Here is a 15,721-nt window from a genome sequence, read left to right on the forward strand (position 1 = left end):
TAATCCCAGTCAGCTTATGCTTAATTTTGTTATAAGCAAGCTATTTTTCTACTTTTAATTAACTATTTATTTTGGTTTTGTCGGATTTATTTTGAATGTAATGAGTATATACAATAAAATAGGTTTTCGTACAGTACCTTTGCCGTATTTCTATAAAAATTTAATGTGATTTAAAAAAATGACTTTATATATTGTTGCCACCCCCATCGGAAACTTAGATGATATTACGCTCAGAGCCATCAATACACTGAAAAGTGTCGATCTTATTGCGGCTGAAGATACTCGCCATAGTGGTTTACTTTTACAACATCTTGGAATAAAAGCAAAATTGTTTTCTTTACATGATCATAATGAACAAGAAAAGTCCAATATTTTGATTGAAAAACTTAAATCTGGCTTATCAATTGCTTTGATTTCTGATGCTGGCACTCCGTTAATTAATGACCCCGGGTATCATTTAGTTAAGGCTTGTCGCGAAAATAACATAAAAGTAGTTCCCGTTCCTGGTGCTTGTGCTGCGATTGCTGCTTTATGTGCATCAGGGTTGCCGTCAGATAAGTTTATTTATGAAGGTTTTTTACCAGCTAAAGCTAAAGCTCGCCAAGATTGTCTTGTAAAATTGTTGGACGAACCTCGAACAATGATTTTTTATGAATCAACACATCGCTTATTAGACACGCTTAACGATATGCAAACTATTTGGGGAGCTAATAAGCAGATCATTTTAGCTAAGGAACTAACCAAAACATGGGAGACCATTGTCAGTTTTAAGGTTAATGAGCTGATTAATTGGCTAAACGAGGATACTTCTCGTCAAAAAGGTGAATTTGTATTGATTGTTCAAGGTCATATCAAATGCGATGATGATATTGATCCTCAGGCAATTAGTACCCTTAAACTATTGCAAAAAGAATTACCGCTAAAAAAGGCAGCAGCCATTACTGCTGAAATATATGGACTTAAAAAAAATCAACTTTATCAAATTGGTTTAGATTCCGAACAATAATTGGGTCGTTAAGTAACATTACTTGGTATGGCTTATAAAACGGTTTTTAGAAAGCGTTGACTGGATAATAAACTAAATAATTATTACTAATTTGCTTAATTATCGGTTGATTTATTGATAAGAAGATTAGCACAAATAGCGCAATTTAGTATATAATCGCCCCTTATTTTTAAGATATTTTAAAACAAAAAAGGTAACAAACAGTATGGGATTTAAATGTGGGATTGTCGGATTACCGAATGTAGGTAAGTCAACACTTTTTAACGCACTAACTAAAGCTGGCATTGAAGCGGCTAATTTTCCGTTTTGTACTATCGAGCCAAATACTGGGGTTGTACCAATGCCCGATCCCCGTTTAGATGAGTTAGCTAAAATTGTTAAACCACAACGCACATTACCTACTACCATGGAATTTGTTGATATTGCTGGGCTTGTTAAAGGCGCATCAAAAGGCGAAGGTTTAGGAAATCAATTTTTAGCTAATATTCGTGAAACAGAAGCTATCGGTCATGTAGTGCGTTGCTTTGAAAACGAGAACATTGTCCACGTTGCGGGTAAAATCGATCCTGCTGAAGATATCGAAATTATCAATACCGAGCTAGCATTAGCCGATCTTGAAGCGTGTGAACGAGCAATAACTCGCCAACAAAAACGCGCTAAAGGTGGTGATAAAGACGCCAAATTTGAAGTGGAAATCCTTGAAAAGTGTTTACCTCATCTTGAGCAAGGCAAAAAGCTACTCTTATTAGATCTTAGCAAAGAAGAACTTGAAGCCATCAAATACCTTAGTTTTTTAACATTAAAACCAACAATGTATATCGCTAATGTGAATGAAGATGGTTTTGAAAATAACCCTTATTTAGATAAAGTAAAAGCAATAGCAGAACAAGAAAAAGCTGTTGTCGTACCTGTTTGTGCTGCAATTGAAGCAGAACTTGCTGAACTTGATGATGCCGATCGTGATGAGTTTATGCAAGATTTAGGTTTAACCGAACCAGGCTTAAATCGTGTAATTCGTGCTGGCTATAGCTTACTTAATCTGCAAACTTATTTTACCGCAGGTGTTAAAGAAGTTCGTGCATGGACAATTTCGGTTGGCGATACCGCCCCTCAAGCAGCAGGCAAAATTCATACCGATTTTGAAAAAGGCTTTATTCGTGCGCAAACCATTGCTTTTGATGATTTTATTAAATACGGCGGTGAACAAGGAGCTAAAGAGGCTGGCAAAATGCGTGCTGAAGGTAAAGATTATATCGTGCAAGATGGCGATATTATGAACTTCTTATTTAATGTATAGTTGATTATTTTACGTCGCCTTTTGGCGACGTTGTTATATTGATATCCATAATAACTAATTAATATTGATATAAAATTTATTTTTTTACTTAAACGTAGTGTTACCTGAAACTTTTTGTCAACTGAACCAATAATAGATTGGTAAATATAAGGACAGCCCACTTTTATGTTACTCACTTTTCAACAAGCCAAGCAACAACTACTTCAAAGCGCCTCAACCATAAAATCTTTGCATAGTGAGAAAGTTACGTTATTTGATGCATTAGAAAGGATTACCGCTGAACCTGTAATTTCCCCTATTAATGTACCTAGTTTTGATAATTCAGCTATGGATGGTTATGCGGTTCGGTTAGCAGATTTTAAACAATCAAAATTGTTGCCACTGGCTGGTGCTATTTTTGCAGGTGATGATATAAACAATCTTCATTGGCCACAAGGCACTTGTTTACGCATTATGACAGGAGCTCCAGTGCCAAATGATGCCGATGCGGTTGTTATGCAGGAGCAGACCGAAAAATCTGATCTAGGGATTACCTTTTTAAGTAACGTAAAAGCTGGCGATAATATTCGTCGTATAGGTGAAGATGTTAAAAAAGGTGCGATCACAGTCAAAAAAGGGACTAAATTAACGATACCAACACTATCGACACTTGCAACATTAGGCATTAGTGATCTTGTTGTCTTTAAAAAATTAAAGGTAGCCATCTTATCAACGGGTGATGAATTAACCCCCATTGGTCAGCCATTATCTGGCAATGGCGCTATTTATGACAGCAACCGCTTCACACTAAAATTATTATTAACCAAACTTAACTGTGAGGTTATTGATCTCGGTATTATTGCTGATGATCTTACCGAAATCAAAAAAGCGTTAATAACTGCATCAAGTCAAGCTGACTTGGTGATAACAAGTGGAGGCGTATCCGTCGGTGACGCTGATTATACCAAAACTGCACTTGAAACATTAGGACAAATCAATTTTTGGAAGATTGCAATGAAACCAGGAAAGCCTTTTGCCTTTGGCAAAATTGGCAATGCACTATTTTGTGGTTTACCTGGTAATCCCGTTTCGACCTTGGTGACATTTTACCAATTAGTGCAACCTTTGATTTTGGCGCTTTCAGGGCTTGAATATTCATCCATGGATTTTAGCTTTAAAGTTAAAACAGCAACAAATCTTAAAAAGACTGTCGGTAGGTTAGACTTTCAACGTGGTATGCTGCAAATCAATGCACAGGGCGAATTAGAAGTAAGTATAACTGGAGCGCAAGGTTCGCATATTACTCAGTCATTTAATCAAGCAAACTGTTTTATTGTGCTTGAACAAGAACGAGGCAATGTAGCTAAAGGTGAACTTGTTACTGTTGAGCTATTCAATGCGCTATTAAAGTAGCCTAGGTTCAGGTTAATGCACTATTTAATATCAAAATAGTGCAACCAATATCGCCCCTGCCGCAATCATGGCAACGCCAATCCCTGCTAACAACGAGATCTTTTCACCAAATAAAACAACGGCAAACACAACAGCAAAAACTACGCTTAATTTGTCAATTGGCGCAACTTGCGACACCTTGCCTTCTTTGATCGCCATAAAGTAAAATAGCCAAGATAACGCACCTGCAATACCGCTTAGCGCAATAATAAGTAATGCCTTTTTATCATTAAAAAAAGTGTTGATAAGATTTAATTTACCTTGAACAACAACCACACCGACTAAAAAAATGGCCATTACAACGGCACGAATTGCAGTTGCGGTGTTAGCATCAAGATGCTGTAAACCTATTTTCCCTAAAATAGCTACACTTGCCGCAGTAATAGCAGAAAGTAATGCGTAAATAAGCCATGCACTCATATTAGTATTTATCGACTTTAAATAGATATTGTTGATTATTGGAATTAGTATTACATTGTTGCGATTTATTCATTACACCACGACAATCTTCTAACACACCGTGTGCTTTTGACCAATGATAAGTTTTGCCTTCGTCGTTTTTCCCTCCACATCCAACTAATGCTAGACTAAAAATTAAACAAGATAGCCCAATAACTGCTACTTTCATTTCTTTCTCCTTTTGGCAAATACATTAAATAATTATAGGTATTACATTTGTTTCTATTGAAGTTATTTTAATTCATAATTGATACGTTTAATAGCTAAATTACCACCTATTTTTAATAGATGAAAAGCGCGCTCGGCTTTGTGTTCAATTAATAATTGAGGTGGTTCATCTAATGGTTCATCAGCTAATTCAAATGCCCCCCAATGAATGGCTATTGCGCAATGACAATTGAGTTCGTCATATAACTGCACAGCTTGTTTGGGATCGATATGCTGTGATTGCATATACCAACGTGGTGCATAAGCCCCAATTGGAATTAATGCCAAATCAATTGAAGGAAATCGCTTAGCGATCTCTTTTAATTCAGCAGAGTAGCATGTATCCCCCATAAAATAGACTGTCTTTGATTGATCTTGATTATCAATATTAGATTGAATCACCCAACCACACCATAATGCTTTATTTACATCAAATAATCCACGATTGCTCCAGTGTATAGCCGATGTTGCCGAAAAAGTAAGCCCATCAACAGTTACGCTATCCCACCAATCTAATTCAGTAATCTGTTTTGCTCCCAATTTTAATAATGCTTTTTTTAAACCAAGAGGAGCCATTATTGCAATATTAGGAAAACGCACAATTAATTTCCGAATGCTATGATAATCAAGATGATCATAATGGTTATGTGAAATTACAATAAAATCAATCTGCGGTAGTTGTTCGATTTCTAAAGCTGGAGGTGTGCGACGTTTCGGTCCGATCAATTGTAATGGCGAAGCTCGTTTAGAAAAGATAGGATCTGTCAAAATCATTTTACCGCCCAAACGAATCAATGTTGTTGAGTGACCAATCCACCAAACTCTATCATCGGGCAAGTCAAGATTTATTTGCTCAAACCACGTCTGATTAAAGTTGTGATAACCCTCTTTAGGAGGTAAAACTTTACGTTCAAAACGCCAACGCAAAAACTCACTTATTTTTATTTTAAAAGATTCGTCGTGCCTAAACCCTTTAGCTGTATGATGTTTTTTGTTAGTAATTAAATCTTGCTTTTTATTATCTATCATTGTTACAGTATCTTTACCACTAGTTAGTTTATTTATTTGCCGTACGTTCAATTATTACAGCAACATTTCGAGCATTAGCTATTGCATTCGGTTTGGATACTTTAACTTTAAGCCAATTAACCGAAAATTGTTGAATAATACGCTCAGCAATACGCTCAGCAACACATTCAATCAATTCAAAATTCGAACATTCAACCAATTGTGTTATAGTTTGACTAACCACAAAATAATCTAAGCAAAGTGATACGTTATCACTTTCTCCAGCAGGTTTATTATCCCACGCCATTTCAAGATCAATAATTAATTTTTGTTTGATGGTCTTTTCCCACTCATATACGCCGATGGTGGTTAAAACAGTTAATCCTTCGATTAATACCCTATCTTTGCTATATGTATTCATACCTGATTCCAAAACATAAGTTACATTAAATAGAGATTACCGAATCTTGTTAAATTACGCTATAATTTATTGCAAATAATATAAGATATACAAAATTATGACTCGAATTTTTCAACCATTTACCATTGAGCCAAATAGTCTTGTTACCCTAGATGATAATGCATTTAACCATCTTATTCGCGTGTTACGCATGAAAGTAGGTGAAAATATTATTTTATTTGATGGTTCAAACCATATTACTCCTGCAGTTATATATGAAATCAATAAAAAAACAGTTACAGTAAAAACCTCTTTGCCCATTTTAGATAATCGTGAATCACCATTAGATATTCACTTAGGGCAAGTGATTTCACGCGGTGAAAAAATGGAGTTTACAATTCAAAAATCAGTCGAATTAGGCGTAGCGAGTATTACCCCACTCCTTTCTGAACGTTGTGGCGTCAAACTTCATGAAGAAAGGCTCGAAAAGAAAATCCAGCAATGGCAAAAAATTGTTATTTCTGCTTGTGAACAATGCGGTCGAAACGTGATCCCAGTTATTCATCCAGTAATGAAGTTAGAAAGTTGGTGTGCTAGTTTAACCGAAGGCTTAAAACTCAATCTACACCCCAAAGCTGAATATGGTATTAAACAGTTGACTAATACGCATAAACAAATTCACTTACTAATTGGACCTGAAGGTGGTTTATCTGATAATGAAATTAGCATGACACATAACTATCATTTTTCAGACATTTTACTCGGCCCTAGAGTGTTGCGAACAGAAACTGCAGCATTAACGGCTCTCACCGCCTTACAAGTACATTTAGGCGATCTTGGATAAATATATCTTATACAAATGATAAGTAATGATTGCTTTGCAACTGAACTTGTAACGAGTATGATAACAACAAATATTAAATTTTAATTTGGGTATTATGATTAAAAACCTGTTAAAAAGTTTCAGGAATACCCATGTTTCAGTATAAAACAATTTTATAAAGACAAAATAGGTAAGGAGTCATCATGATAAAGCTGGGCATTGTAATGGATCCAATTAGTCACATCAAAATAAAAAAAGATACCAGTTTTGCCATGTTACTTGAGGCGCAAAAAAGGGGTTATGAACTTTTTTATATTGAAATGAATGACCTTTTTCTAGATACTGGCGAAGCTTATGCCACAACTCGCTCTTTAACAGTTTATAACGATAAAGATCATTGGTTTGAATTTGGGCAAGAACAGACAATTCCACTAAGTGACCTTGACACAATTTTAATGCGTAAAGATCCACCTTTTGATACTGAATATATCTATGCTACATACATTCTAGAGCGTGCCGAAGCTAACGGTGTGTTAGTCGTAAATAAACCACAAAGTCTACGCGATTGTAACGAAAAGCTTTTTACCGCTTGGTTTGCCGAGTTTACACCAAAAACCTTGGTTACACGTCAAACACAGCATATCAAAGCTTTTCACGAACAACACCATGATATCATTTTAAAACCACTTGATGGCATGGGGGGATCATCCATTTTTCGAATCAAACAAGACGATCCCAATGTTTCAGTGATTATTGAAACGTTAACCGAACATAACACACGTTATTGCATGGCTCAAAACTTTATTCCTGCGATTAAAGACGGTGATAAACGTGTATTAGTGGTTGATGGTGAACCTGTACCTTATTGTTTAGCACGAATCCCTCAAAAAGGTGAAACTCGTGGCAACCTTGCTGCTGGAGGACATGGCGAAGTTAGAGCCTTAAGCGAAAGCGATTGGCATATAGCTAAAAGCATCGCCCCAGTTTTAAAAGAAAAAGGCCTACTATTTGTAGGACTTGATATCATTGGTGATAAGTTAACCGAAATTAACGTTACCAGCCCAACCTGTGTTCGTGAAATTGAAGCAGCTAACCCAGGCCTTTCAATTACCGGTATGTTAATGGACGCAATAGAACATCGATTAAATAAAAAGAGTTAAACAATGATTAGAGAATATAAACCCACAGATTTAAACAGTGTAATGACGATATGGTTGCAAGGTAATTTGCAAGCTCATAGCTTTATCAATCCTGAGTTTTTTAAACAAAATTGTGATTTAGTAAAAATGTTAATTCCAATGTCTACTTTATACGTTCAAGACCTTGATGGAGTTAAAGGGTTTATCGGTATAACTGAAAATTATATTTCAGGTCTATTTGTAGATGAAGCTTTTCGCCGGCAAGGAACAGGTAAAGCTCTTGTTGAAAAAGCAAAACAACGCCATAACGAACTGTTGGTACATGTTTATAAAAAAAATACTAATGCGATCAACTTTTATCTTTCTCAAAATTTTGAAATTGTTTCAGAATCGATCAATGAAGAAACAAATGAACCAGAATTATTAATGCACTGTAATGTTGAACACAACGTTAAAATTGGCAAATGTGCATTATAAAATTAACTTGAATGTAAAACTATGAATTTAAAAAACCATTTTATTATCGCAATGCCAACACTTGATGATTCTATGTTTAGTCATTCAGTTATTTATATTTGTGAACATAATCGTGATGGCGCTATGGGGATTATGATTAATAAACCAATTATTGAACTTAATGTGGCAACCGTTCTTGCACGTTTAGAAATTACATCACCTACAAGTTGCGCAGAACTAGAACAACCTGTATTTTGTGGTGGCCCCATTGCTGATGAACAGGGTTTTATTTTACACACACCTTTAGATGGGTTTGCTTCTAGTATTCAGATTTCAGATGATGTGATGATTAGTACTTCGCTTGATGCACTTAAATCAATCGGCTCTCCTGAACAGCCCCAAAATATCTTTTTGGCTTTAGGTTATTCAAGCTGGCAGTCTCTACAACTCGAAAATGAAATTGCTCGTAATGATTGGTTAGTGGTTGATGCCGATCCTCAAATTATTTATGAAGTTGCCATTGATGAACGTTGGCAAAAAGCCGCTCAATCACTTGGAATCAATATGAATACTATTTCACACCAAATGGGAAATGCATGACCCATGGCAACCATTATCGCATTTGATTTTGGCACTGCCAGTATTGGAGCGGCTATTGGACAAGATATAACTAAAACAGCCAATCCTTTATGCTCGTTTAAAGCCCGCGATGGTATTCCTAACTGGCAAACTATCGAAAAGGTCTTAAATGAGTGGAAACCCGACTTTTTAATAGTTGGGTTACCCTTAAATATGGATGGTACAGAACAACCTCTTACGGCTAGAGCACGCAAATTTGCTAACCGATTACACGGTATGTTTGGCTATCAAGTCCATCTACAAGATGAGCGCTTATCAACTGTTGAAGCTAAATCTCATATATTTGCATCTCGTGGTTTTCGTGCACTGAAAAAAGGTCATGTAGATGCTACATCGGCAATCATTATTTTAGAAAGTTGGTTTGAAAATAATTAGTAATTTTATTTAATTGGTTATTTTGTAAATAATTAATCGCCATTAAATTTCATCCTTGCTAAAATAGTAACAACTTTTTATTGTAAGGACTACTTACCGTGTCAAACAACAATTCTCTTAGTTATAAAGATGCTGGTGTCGATATTGATGCTGGCAATGAACTTGTTAATCGTATTAAATCTGTTGTTAAAGAAACCAAACGACCTGAGGTTATGGGTGGACTGGGTGGCTTTGGCGCACTGTGTGCTATTCCACAAAAATATAAAGAACCTATTTTAGTATCTGGTACCGATGGTGTCGGAACTAAATTACGTCTAGCCATGGATTTAAATCGCCACGAATCAATCGGCATCGATTTAGTAGCAATGTGTGTTAACGATCTGATTGTACAAGGTGCTGAACCTTTATTCTTCCTTGATTATTATGCTACCGGCAAACTTAATGTTGATGTTGCAGCCACTGTGGTAACTGGTATTGCTGAGGGTTGTAAACAATCGGGTTGTGCTTTAGTTGGCGGTGAAACAGCCGAAATGCCGGGTATGTATCATGGTAATGACTATGATTTAGCAGGATTTTGCGTTGGTGTTGTTGAAAAGTCGGCTATGATTGACGGTAGTAAAGTACAAGATGGCGATGCATTAATTGCATTAGCATCAAGCGGTGCTCATTCTAATGGCTATTCATTAGTGCGTAAAATAATTGAAGTCAGCGGTGTAAATCCTGCCACTGAACAGTTAGATGGCAAAACTCTTGCCGATCACCTACTTGCACCAACTAAGATCTACGTTAAGTCCGTTCTTGACCTTATTACTCAAGTTGATGTGCACGCCATTGCCCATATAACTGGCGGTGGATTCTGGGAAAATATTCCTCGTGTTTTGCCTGAAAATACTCAAGCAGTCATTAATGAAGCTAGTTGGCAATGGCCAGCAATATTTAATTGGTTACAACAATCGGGAAATGTTAGCCTTCACGAAATGTATCGAACTTTTAACTGTGGTGTTGGCTTAATTATTGCTTTACCAAAACAGTTAGCCGATAAAGCAATTACTTTACTAAATAATCATGGTGAAAAGGCTTGGCTATTAGGTGAAATTAAAAATTCAACGTCAAATGATCGTGTTATTATTAAGTAGCAAGTATTCTATTTTAGATATTATGCAACTTTAGATAAGTTGGATAATATCTTTTTTAGCCTACTACAAAGTTTATTGATTCAAAAAATCACCAATAGCATAACTAACTAGATACCATTGCTCTGTTTTTTCAATCATCATCTTTCGTCTATCCTGTAACCCAAAAATTCAACGCTTTTACTCAAAAATTAATATAAAAATAGCTCAAAGTAACCTGACTTTTTGATACAATAGTAAATAAAATGATTATAACAAAGTAATGTCGTAATACTTTAAAATAAAAGGTTTTTTAATGATCATATCAGACGCTAATAGTGCGGTGTCATCCGTCGCTTATCGGGCAAACGAAGTCATTGCTATTTACCCAATCACACCAAGCTCAACCATGGCCGAGCAAGCTAGCACTTGGGCTGAGTTTAATAAACCAAATGTCTTTGGTGATACACCAAGAGTGATTGAAATGCAATCCGAAGCAGGTGCAATTGCAACCGTTCATGGTTCATTAATGACAGGTGCACTTGCAACTTCGTTTACTTCATCACAGGGTTTGCTTTTAATGATCCCATCGCTGTACAAAATAGCCGGCGAACTGACTCCTTTTGTTTTGCATGTTGCAGCACGTACCATTGCAACGCATGCTCTTTCAATTTTTGGCGATCATTCTGATGTGATGGCAATTAGGCAAACTGGTTTTGCGATGCTTTGTTCTAGCTCAGTGCAAGAAGCGCAGGATTTTGCTTTAATTTCGCAAATGGCCAGCTTTAATAGCCTTGTTCCTTTTGTTCATTTTTTTGATGGATTTAGAACCTCACATGAAGTTAATAAAATCCATCCAATAAGTGATGACCAAATTCGTAATTTATTACCACACGAAGCTATTAAAGCCTATCGCTCACGAGCATTAACGCCTGATAAACCAGTAACTAGAGGTACATCAGCTAATCCTGATACATACTTCCAGTGCCGAGAAGCGATAAATACTTATTATGATAATGTTTATCAACATGTTGTTGATGCTATGGATGCTTTTGCAGCAGAAACAGGCCGAAAGTATCAACCTTTTGAATATTATGGTGCTAGTGATGCTGAGCATATTATTATAGTTATGGGATCTGGTGCTAGTACCGCCAAAGAAGTAGTGGATGTTTTACTTAAACAAAACGAAAAAGTCGGGGTTGTGATCGTTAGGCTATTCCGCCCATTTTCAGCCAATCATCTGCTCGAAGTTATTCCAAGTACTGTTGATAAAATTGCTGTGCTTGATAGAACTAAAGAGCCGGGGGCCCAAGCCGAACCGCTTTATTTAGATATTATGACCGCATTTGCTGAAAGCCTGTCGCGCAAAGAACGCGCAACTATGCCTCTTATTATAGGTGGACGCTATGGGTTATCATCTAAAGAATTTGATCCTAAGTGTGTACTTGCTATTTTTAATGAACTTGGATTAGATAAACCCAAACAACGTTTTACCGTTGGTATTTATGATGATATAACAGGGCTTTCTTTACCTTTACCTAACCAATCGATACCACAAAAATCTGCTCTTGAAGCGTTATTTTATGGGCTTGGTAGTGATGGCACGGTATCTGCAACCAAAAATAATATTAAAATTATTGGTGATAATTCTCCTTTTTATGTGCAAGGATATTTTGTATATGACTCTAAAAAGGCAGGAGGTTTGACGACTTCACACTTACGAGTCAGCTTAGATCCAATTGATTCACCCTATTTAATTACCAGCGCACACTTTATTGGCTGCCACCAAGATCAGTTTATCGATAAATATCAAATTGTTGATAAGTTAAAGGACGATGGTATCTTTTTACTTAACACTCCATATAGCAAAGATGAAGTTTGGCATCGTCTACCTAAAGAAGTGCAAGCACAATTAATACAAAAACGAGCACACTTTTACATTGTCAATGCGGCAAAAATAGCTCGTGAATGTAATTTAGGCGCAAGAATTAATACCGTTATGCAGGCGGCATTTTTTCATCTAGCTGGAATTTTTAAAAACGATTTTAATATCGCCCAATTAAAAGAAGTCATTGCCAAAAGTTACAGCAGTAAAGGACAAGATTTAGTTGAAAATAACTGGAAAGCGCTCGACTTAGCTATAGCTTCGCTTGAACAAATACCACTTAGCTGTGTTGACCAAAGCAGTTCAACAATGCCATCTATTGTACCTGCTAATGCGCCTGATTTTGTTAAAACAGTCACTGCTGCAATGTTAGCTGGTTTAGGAGATAACTTGCCTGTATCAGCATTTCCACCCGATGGAACTTGGCCTATAGGTACAACTAAGTGGGAAAAACGTAACATTGCTGAAGAGATCCCTATTTGGCAACCTGAACTCTGTACCCAATGTAATCATTGTGCGGTTGCTTGTCCTCATGCAGCTATTCGAGCTAAGGTTGTTGATCCTGATGAAATGATCAATGCGCCTGATTCATTAAGCTCACTTGAAGTAAAAGCTCGTGATATGAAGGGACAACGATATGTTTTACAAGTTGCACCAGAAGATTGTACTGGCTGTAATTTATGTGTCGAAGTGTGCCCAGCTCGTGATCGTAATAATTTTGAAATTAAAGCCATTAACATGCAATCACGTATCGATAATCTTGAGACTCAACGAGCTAACTTTGAGTACTTTACTGCATTGCCTGATCGTGATATTAGCACGCTTGAACGCATTGATGTGCGTACATCGCAATTACTTACACCGTTATTTGAATATTCGGGTGCTTGCGCAGGTTGTGGCGAAACACCATACATCAAATTGTTGACCCAACTTTATGGTGACCATTTAGCCATTGCCAATGCCACTGGCTGTTCCTCAATTTATGGTGGCAACCTCCCATCATCTCCTTACACTACTGATCGAAATGGTCGTGGACCTGCTTGGGCAAACTCATTATTTGAAGATAATGCAGAGTTTGCATTAGGATATCGTATTACTTATAACCAACATAAAAAACGGGCGTTACGTTTGCTTGATTATGTTGCTGGTGATATTTCGCCCGAAATAGTCATCGCCTTAAAATCACCAGAAACCTCTATAGCGGAAAAACGTCAACAAGTCGAGTTATTACGTGAACAGCTTGCACACTTAGATTCTTCGCAAGCACAAGAGTTGATGATAGATGCAAATTATTTGGTAGATAAATCAGTTTGGGCTATTGGTGGCGATGGTTGGGCTTACGATATTGGATTCGGCGGGCTTGATCATGTTATGAGCTTAACTGATAACGTAAATATATTGGTATTAGACACTCAGTGTTATTCCAACACTGGAGGCCAACAATCAAAAGCCACTCCAATGGGCGCTGTATCAAAATTTGCTGATTTAGGTAAGCATAAAGCACGTAAAGATCTTGGTGTTAGTGTAATGATGTACGGTCATGTATATGTAGCACAAATTGCGTTAGGCTCGCAACTAAATCAAACACTTAAAGCATTACAAGAAGCCGAAGCTTATGATGGACCATCTTTAGTTATTGCTTATAGTCCTTGTGAGGAACATGGCTATGATCTGGCTAAATCGCATGAACAAATGAAAGATCTAGTTAAATCAGGATTCTGGCCTTTGTATCGTTACGACCCACGCCGTATGGCAGAAGGCAAACCAGGATTAGTGCTAGATTCCAAAACACCAACTAGTGAGTCATTAACTGGTATCTTACTAAAAGAACAACGTTTCCGTCGTTTAGAAACACTTGAACCTGTAATTGCAAATACCTTGCATGAACGTTCAACAAAAATGGCAAATTCTAAATATAAATTCTTACAGATGCTAGCAACCTATTCGGATATTGAAACACCCAGCAGATAGCTAACAATAGCTATACAGGTAATTACAAACCATTATAAAGGGCTGTTATTAATAACAGTCCTTTTTTATTACCGCATTTGAGCAATAAAGCACTAGAATTGTGCATATTCCGATCACTATAGTTCATATAACAAGCTAATATCACTAACTTTATGTTATTGAGTACTATATAAATCAATTATCCAATGATTATTAAAAACTTGGTATTATTTTTGCATGATTAATAGTTGACCACATAAAAATTAATTAAATGGGAGGTGAATCATGATATCCAATTTAAACGTCAGTAGAAGAAAATTAATCACATTTTCCAGTGCGGCAATTGCAGGGCTATCTATTAATCAATTATTATCTAAAGCTCATGCAATAGAATCACAAAACTCGATTTCATTCTCTCTACCTCTGCTTGAAAATGTAGCAACACCTGATATTAATAATCCAGTAAGGCTCAACTTTAATGAAAATGCGCTTGGTATGTCGCCACGTGCAAAACAAGCTGCAATTGAGGCTGTACCAAAAGCTAATCGCTATGCCAAAGCCGAAATGCCATTGCTTAACAAACGATTAGCTAAATATCATAAAGTCGATGATATTCAAATTTTATTAACTGCAGGATCTTCAGAAGGTATTCGTAGTGCTATTGCTGCATTTGTTAAGTCAAATACTCAATTAGTCATTCCTGAGCTTACTTATGGAGATGGAGAACATTTTGCAAAGATCTTTAATTTAAAAATTACCAAAGTACCAAGTTTGCCAGATTGGCAGATCGATATAAAAGGCATACAAAAAGCTGCTGAAGACTATAATGGATTTTCAATTGTCTATTTAGTTAATCCAAACAATCCAACTTCGACAGTTTTTGCAACAAGTGAAATTGAATCTTGGATAAAAAGTAAGCCTAAAAATACTATTTTTATTGTTGACGAAGCCTATGCTGAATTTGTTAATGATCCTGCATTTGAATCGGTGGATAAATTAATTACACAAGGTTGTGACAATATTATATTGCTTAAAACATTCTCAAAAATCCATGCTATGGCAGGGTTACGAGTGGGTTATGTGGTCAGTTCAGTTGAAAATGTTAAGAATATAGCTCAATATGTTGCTGGTGAAAAACTTAATTACTGTGGTGTTTGCGCAGCTCTCGCATCAATAGATGATCAACCCTTTTTAACATACTCTAAAAAAGCGGTTGATGTATCAAGGCAAATTATGGAAAAAGCATTGTCTGAACTAGGTTTGCATTATTTAAAATCCCAAACTAATTTTATGTTTCACAAAAGCCCAATTGATTTGAAAGATTATCGAGAACTAATGAAAAATAATTTTGTATTAATTGGTAGAGATTTCGCACCAGCAACAAATTGGTGTCGAATATCGCTTGGTTCGCCTAGCGAAATGCTTTACGTTGCAAATGTAATGCGTGAATTAAAAGAAAAAGGAAAAATTTAAATTAACTGCTTATTCTAAAGCTCTTTAAATATTAGCTAATTTAAAGAGCTTTATTTTTATT

The 15,721-nt window shown here is 36.3% G+C and carries 15 protein-coding genes; 11 read left to right on the forward strand and 4 right to left on the reverse strand.

Features of this window, described 5'->3' with window-relative positions; all coding sequences use genetic code 11:
* Positions 1-178: 178 nt before the first annotated feature.
* From rsmI to moeA, 3 genes are all read left to right on the forward strand, one after another.
* A complete protein-coding gene (rsmI, locus tag A9G38_RS07895; RefSeq protein ID WP_034910935.1) occupies positions 179-1,006 on the forward strand; it encodes a 16S rRNA (cytidine(1402)-2'-O)-methyltransferase in 828 nt (275 codons plus the stop codon).
* 205 nt (positions 1,007-1,211) lie between these two features.
* Positions 1,212-2,303, forward strand: coding sequence for a redox-regulated ATPase YchF (gene ychF / locus A9G38_RS07900; protein ID WP_034910937.1), 1,092 nt, complete (start codon positions 1,212-1,214; stop codon positions 2,301-2,303).
* Between the two features lie 165 nt (positions 2,304-2,468).
* Positions 2,469-3,695: a molybdopterin molybdotransferase MoeA gene (moeA, locus tag A9G38_RS07905; RefSeq protein WP_034910939.1), complete on the forward strand. Its 1,227-nt coding sequence runs from the start codon at positions 2,469-2,471 to the stop codon at positions 3,693-3,695.
* Positions 3,696-3,725: 30 nt separating this feature from the next.
* On the opposite strand, the gene A9G38_RS07910 is transcribed toward moeA, so the two are convergent.
* The 4 genes from A9G38_RS07910 to folB all read right to left on the reverse strand — a co-directional run bounded on the left by A9G38_RS07910 (position 3,726) and on the right by folB (position 5,829).
* Positions 3,726-4,154, reverse strand: coding sequence for an EamA family transporter (locus A9G38_RS07910; RefSeq protein ID WP_034910942.1), 429 nt, complete (start codon positions 4,152-4,154; stop codon positions 3,726-3,728).
* Position 4,155: 1 nt separating this feature from the next.
* Complete coding sequence (locus tag A9G38_RS07915; RefSeq protein WP_034910945.1) at positions 4,156-4,362, reverse strand: hypothetical protein; 207 nt, start codon at positions 4,360-4,362, stop codon at positions 4,156-4,158.
* Between the two features lie 62 nt (positions 4,363-4,424).
* The gene (locus A9G38_RS07920) at positions 4,425-5,480 is read right to left on the reverse strand and encodes an MBL fold metallo-hydrolase (protein ID WP_218056514.1); all 1,056 of its coding nucleotides are present in this window, start codon (positions 5,478-5,480) and stop codon (positions 4,425-4,427) included.
* Entirely contained in the window at positions 5,458-5,829 is a 372-nt protein-coding gene (gene folB / locus A9G38_RS07925) for a dihydroneopterin aldolase (protein WP_034910947.1), read from the reverse strand. The genes A9G38_RS07920 and folB overlap by 23 nt, the downstream gene beginning before the upstream one ends.
* A gap of 97 nt (positions 5,830-5,926) precedes the next feature.
* Between folB and rsmE the strand changes: the two genes are divergently transcribed.
* The 8 genes from rsmE (at position 5,927) to A9G38_RS07965 (ending at position 15,660) form a co-directional block, all read left to right on the forward strand.
* A complete protein-coding gene (gene rsmE / locus A9G38_RS07930; protein WP_034910951.1) occupies positions 5,927-6,652 on the forward strand; it encodes a 16S rRNA (uracil(1498)-N(3))-methyltransferase in 726 nt (241 codons plus the stop codon).
* 182 nt (positions 6,653-6,834) lie between these two features.
* The gene (gene gshB, locus A9G38_RS07935) at positions 6,835-7,791 is read left to right on the forward strand and encodes a glutathione synthase (RefSeq protein WP_034910954.1); all 957 of its coding nucleotides are present in this window, start codon (positions 6,835-6,837) and stop codon (positions 7,789-7,791) included.
* 3 nt (positions 7,792-7,794) lie between these two features.
* Entirely contained in the window at positions 7,795-8,247 is a 453-nt protein-coding gene (locus tag A9G38_RS07940) for a GNAT family N-acetyltransferase (RefSeq protein WP_034910958.1), read from the forward strand.
* Between the two features lie 21 nt (positions 8,248-8,268).
* Positions 8,269-8,826 carry a YqgE/AlgH family protein gene (locus tag A9G38_RS07945; protein WP_034910961.1) on the forward strand — a complete coding sequence of 186 codons (558 nt, stop codon included), beginning with the start codon at positions 8,269-8,271 and terminating at the stop codon, positions 8,824-8,826.
* Between the two features lie 3 nt (positions 8,827-8,829).
* Positions 8,830-9,240 carry a Holliday junction resolvase RuvX gene (gene ruvX, locus A9G38_RS07950; protein ID WP_034910963.1) on the forward strand — a complete coding sequence of 137 codons (411 nt, stop codon included), beginning with the start codon at positions 8,830-8,832 and terminating at the stop codon, positions 9,238-9,240.
* Positions 9,241-9,338: 98 nt separating this feature from the next.
* Positions 9,339-10,376, forward strand: coding sequence for a phosphoribosylformylglycinamidine cyclo-ligase (gene purM / locus A9G38_RS07955; RefSeq protein ID WP_034910965.1), 1,038 nt, complete (start codon positions 9,339-9,341; stop codon positions 10,374-10,376).
* A gap of 292 nt (positions 10,377-10,668) precedes the next feature.
* Complete coding sequence (gene nifJ / locus A9G38_RS07960) at positions 10,669-14,208, forward strand: pyruvate:ferredoxin (flavodoxin) oxidoreductase (protein WP_034910966.1); 3,540 nt, start codon at positions 10,669-10,671, stop codon at positions 14,206-14,208.
* Positions 14,209-14,472: 264 nt separating this feature from the next.
* Complete coding sequence (locus A9G38_RS07965; RefSeq protein ID WP_034910967.1) at positions 14,473-15,660, forward strand: pyridoxal phosphate-dependent aminotransferase; 1,188 nt, start codon at positions 14,473-14,475, stop codon at positions 15,658-15,660.
* Positions 15,661-15,721: the final 61 nt, after the last annotated feature.

The organism is Gilliamella sp. Imp1-1 (assembly GCF_001690415.1).
Lineage (GTDB): Bacteria > Pseudomonadota > Gammaproteobacteria > Enterobacterales > Orbaceae > Gilliamella > Gilliamella bombi.

Bases quoted from the DNA above. Each gene is read 5' to 3' on its own strand.
- ychF (WP_034910937.1), top strand. From the start codon at position 1,212: ATGGGATTTAAATGTGGGATTGTCGGATTACCGAATGTAGGTAAGTCA.
- nifJ (WP_034910966.1), top strand. From the start codon at position 10,669: ATGATCATATCAGACGCTAATAGTGCGGTGTCATCCGTCGCTTATCGG.
- A9G38_RS07945 (WP_034910961.1), top strand. From the start codon at position 8,269: ATGAATTTAAAAAACCATTTTATTATCGCAATGCCAACACTTGATGAT.
- A9G38_RS07940 (WP_034910958.1), top strand. From the start codon at position 7,795: ATGATTAGAGAATATAAACCCACAGATTTAAACAGTGTAATGACGATA.
- ruvX (WP_034910963.1), top strand. From the start codon at position 8,830: ATGGCAACCATTATCGCATTTGATTTTGGCACTGCCAGTATTGGAGCG.
- rsmI (WP_034910935.1), top strand. From the start codon at position 179: ATGACTTTATATATTGTTGCCACCCCCATCGGAAACTTAGATGATATT.
- A9G38_RS07915 (WP_034910945.1), bottom strand. From the start codon at position 4,362: ATGAAAGTAGCAGTTATTGGGCTATCTTGTTTAATTTTTAGTCTAGCA.
- A9G38_RS07910 (WP_034910942.1), bottom strand. From the start codon at position 4,154: ATGAGTGCATGGCTTATTTACGCATTACTTTCTGCTATTACTGCGGCA.
- folB (WP_034910947.1), bottom strand. From the start codon at position 5,829: ATGAATACATATAGCAAAGATAGGGTATTAATCGAAGGATTAACTGTT.
- moeA (WP_034910939.1), top strand. From the start codon at position 2,469: ATGTTACTCACTTTTCAACAAGCCAAGCAACAACTACTTCAAAGCGCC.
- A9G38_RS07965 (WP_034910967.1), top strand. From the start codon at position 14,473: ATGATATCCAATTTAAACGTCAGTAGAAGAAAATTAATCACATTTTCC.
- rsmE (WP_034910951.1), top strand. From the start codon at position 5,927: ATGACTCGAATTTTTCAACCATTTACCATTGAGCCAAATAGTCTTGTT.
- gshB (WP_034910954.1), top strand. From the start codon at position 6,835: ATGATAAAGCTGGGCATTGTAATGGATCCAATTAGTCACATCAAAATA.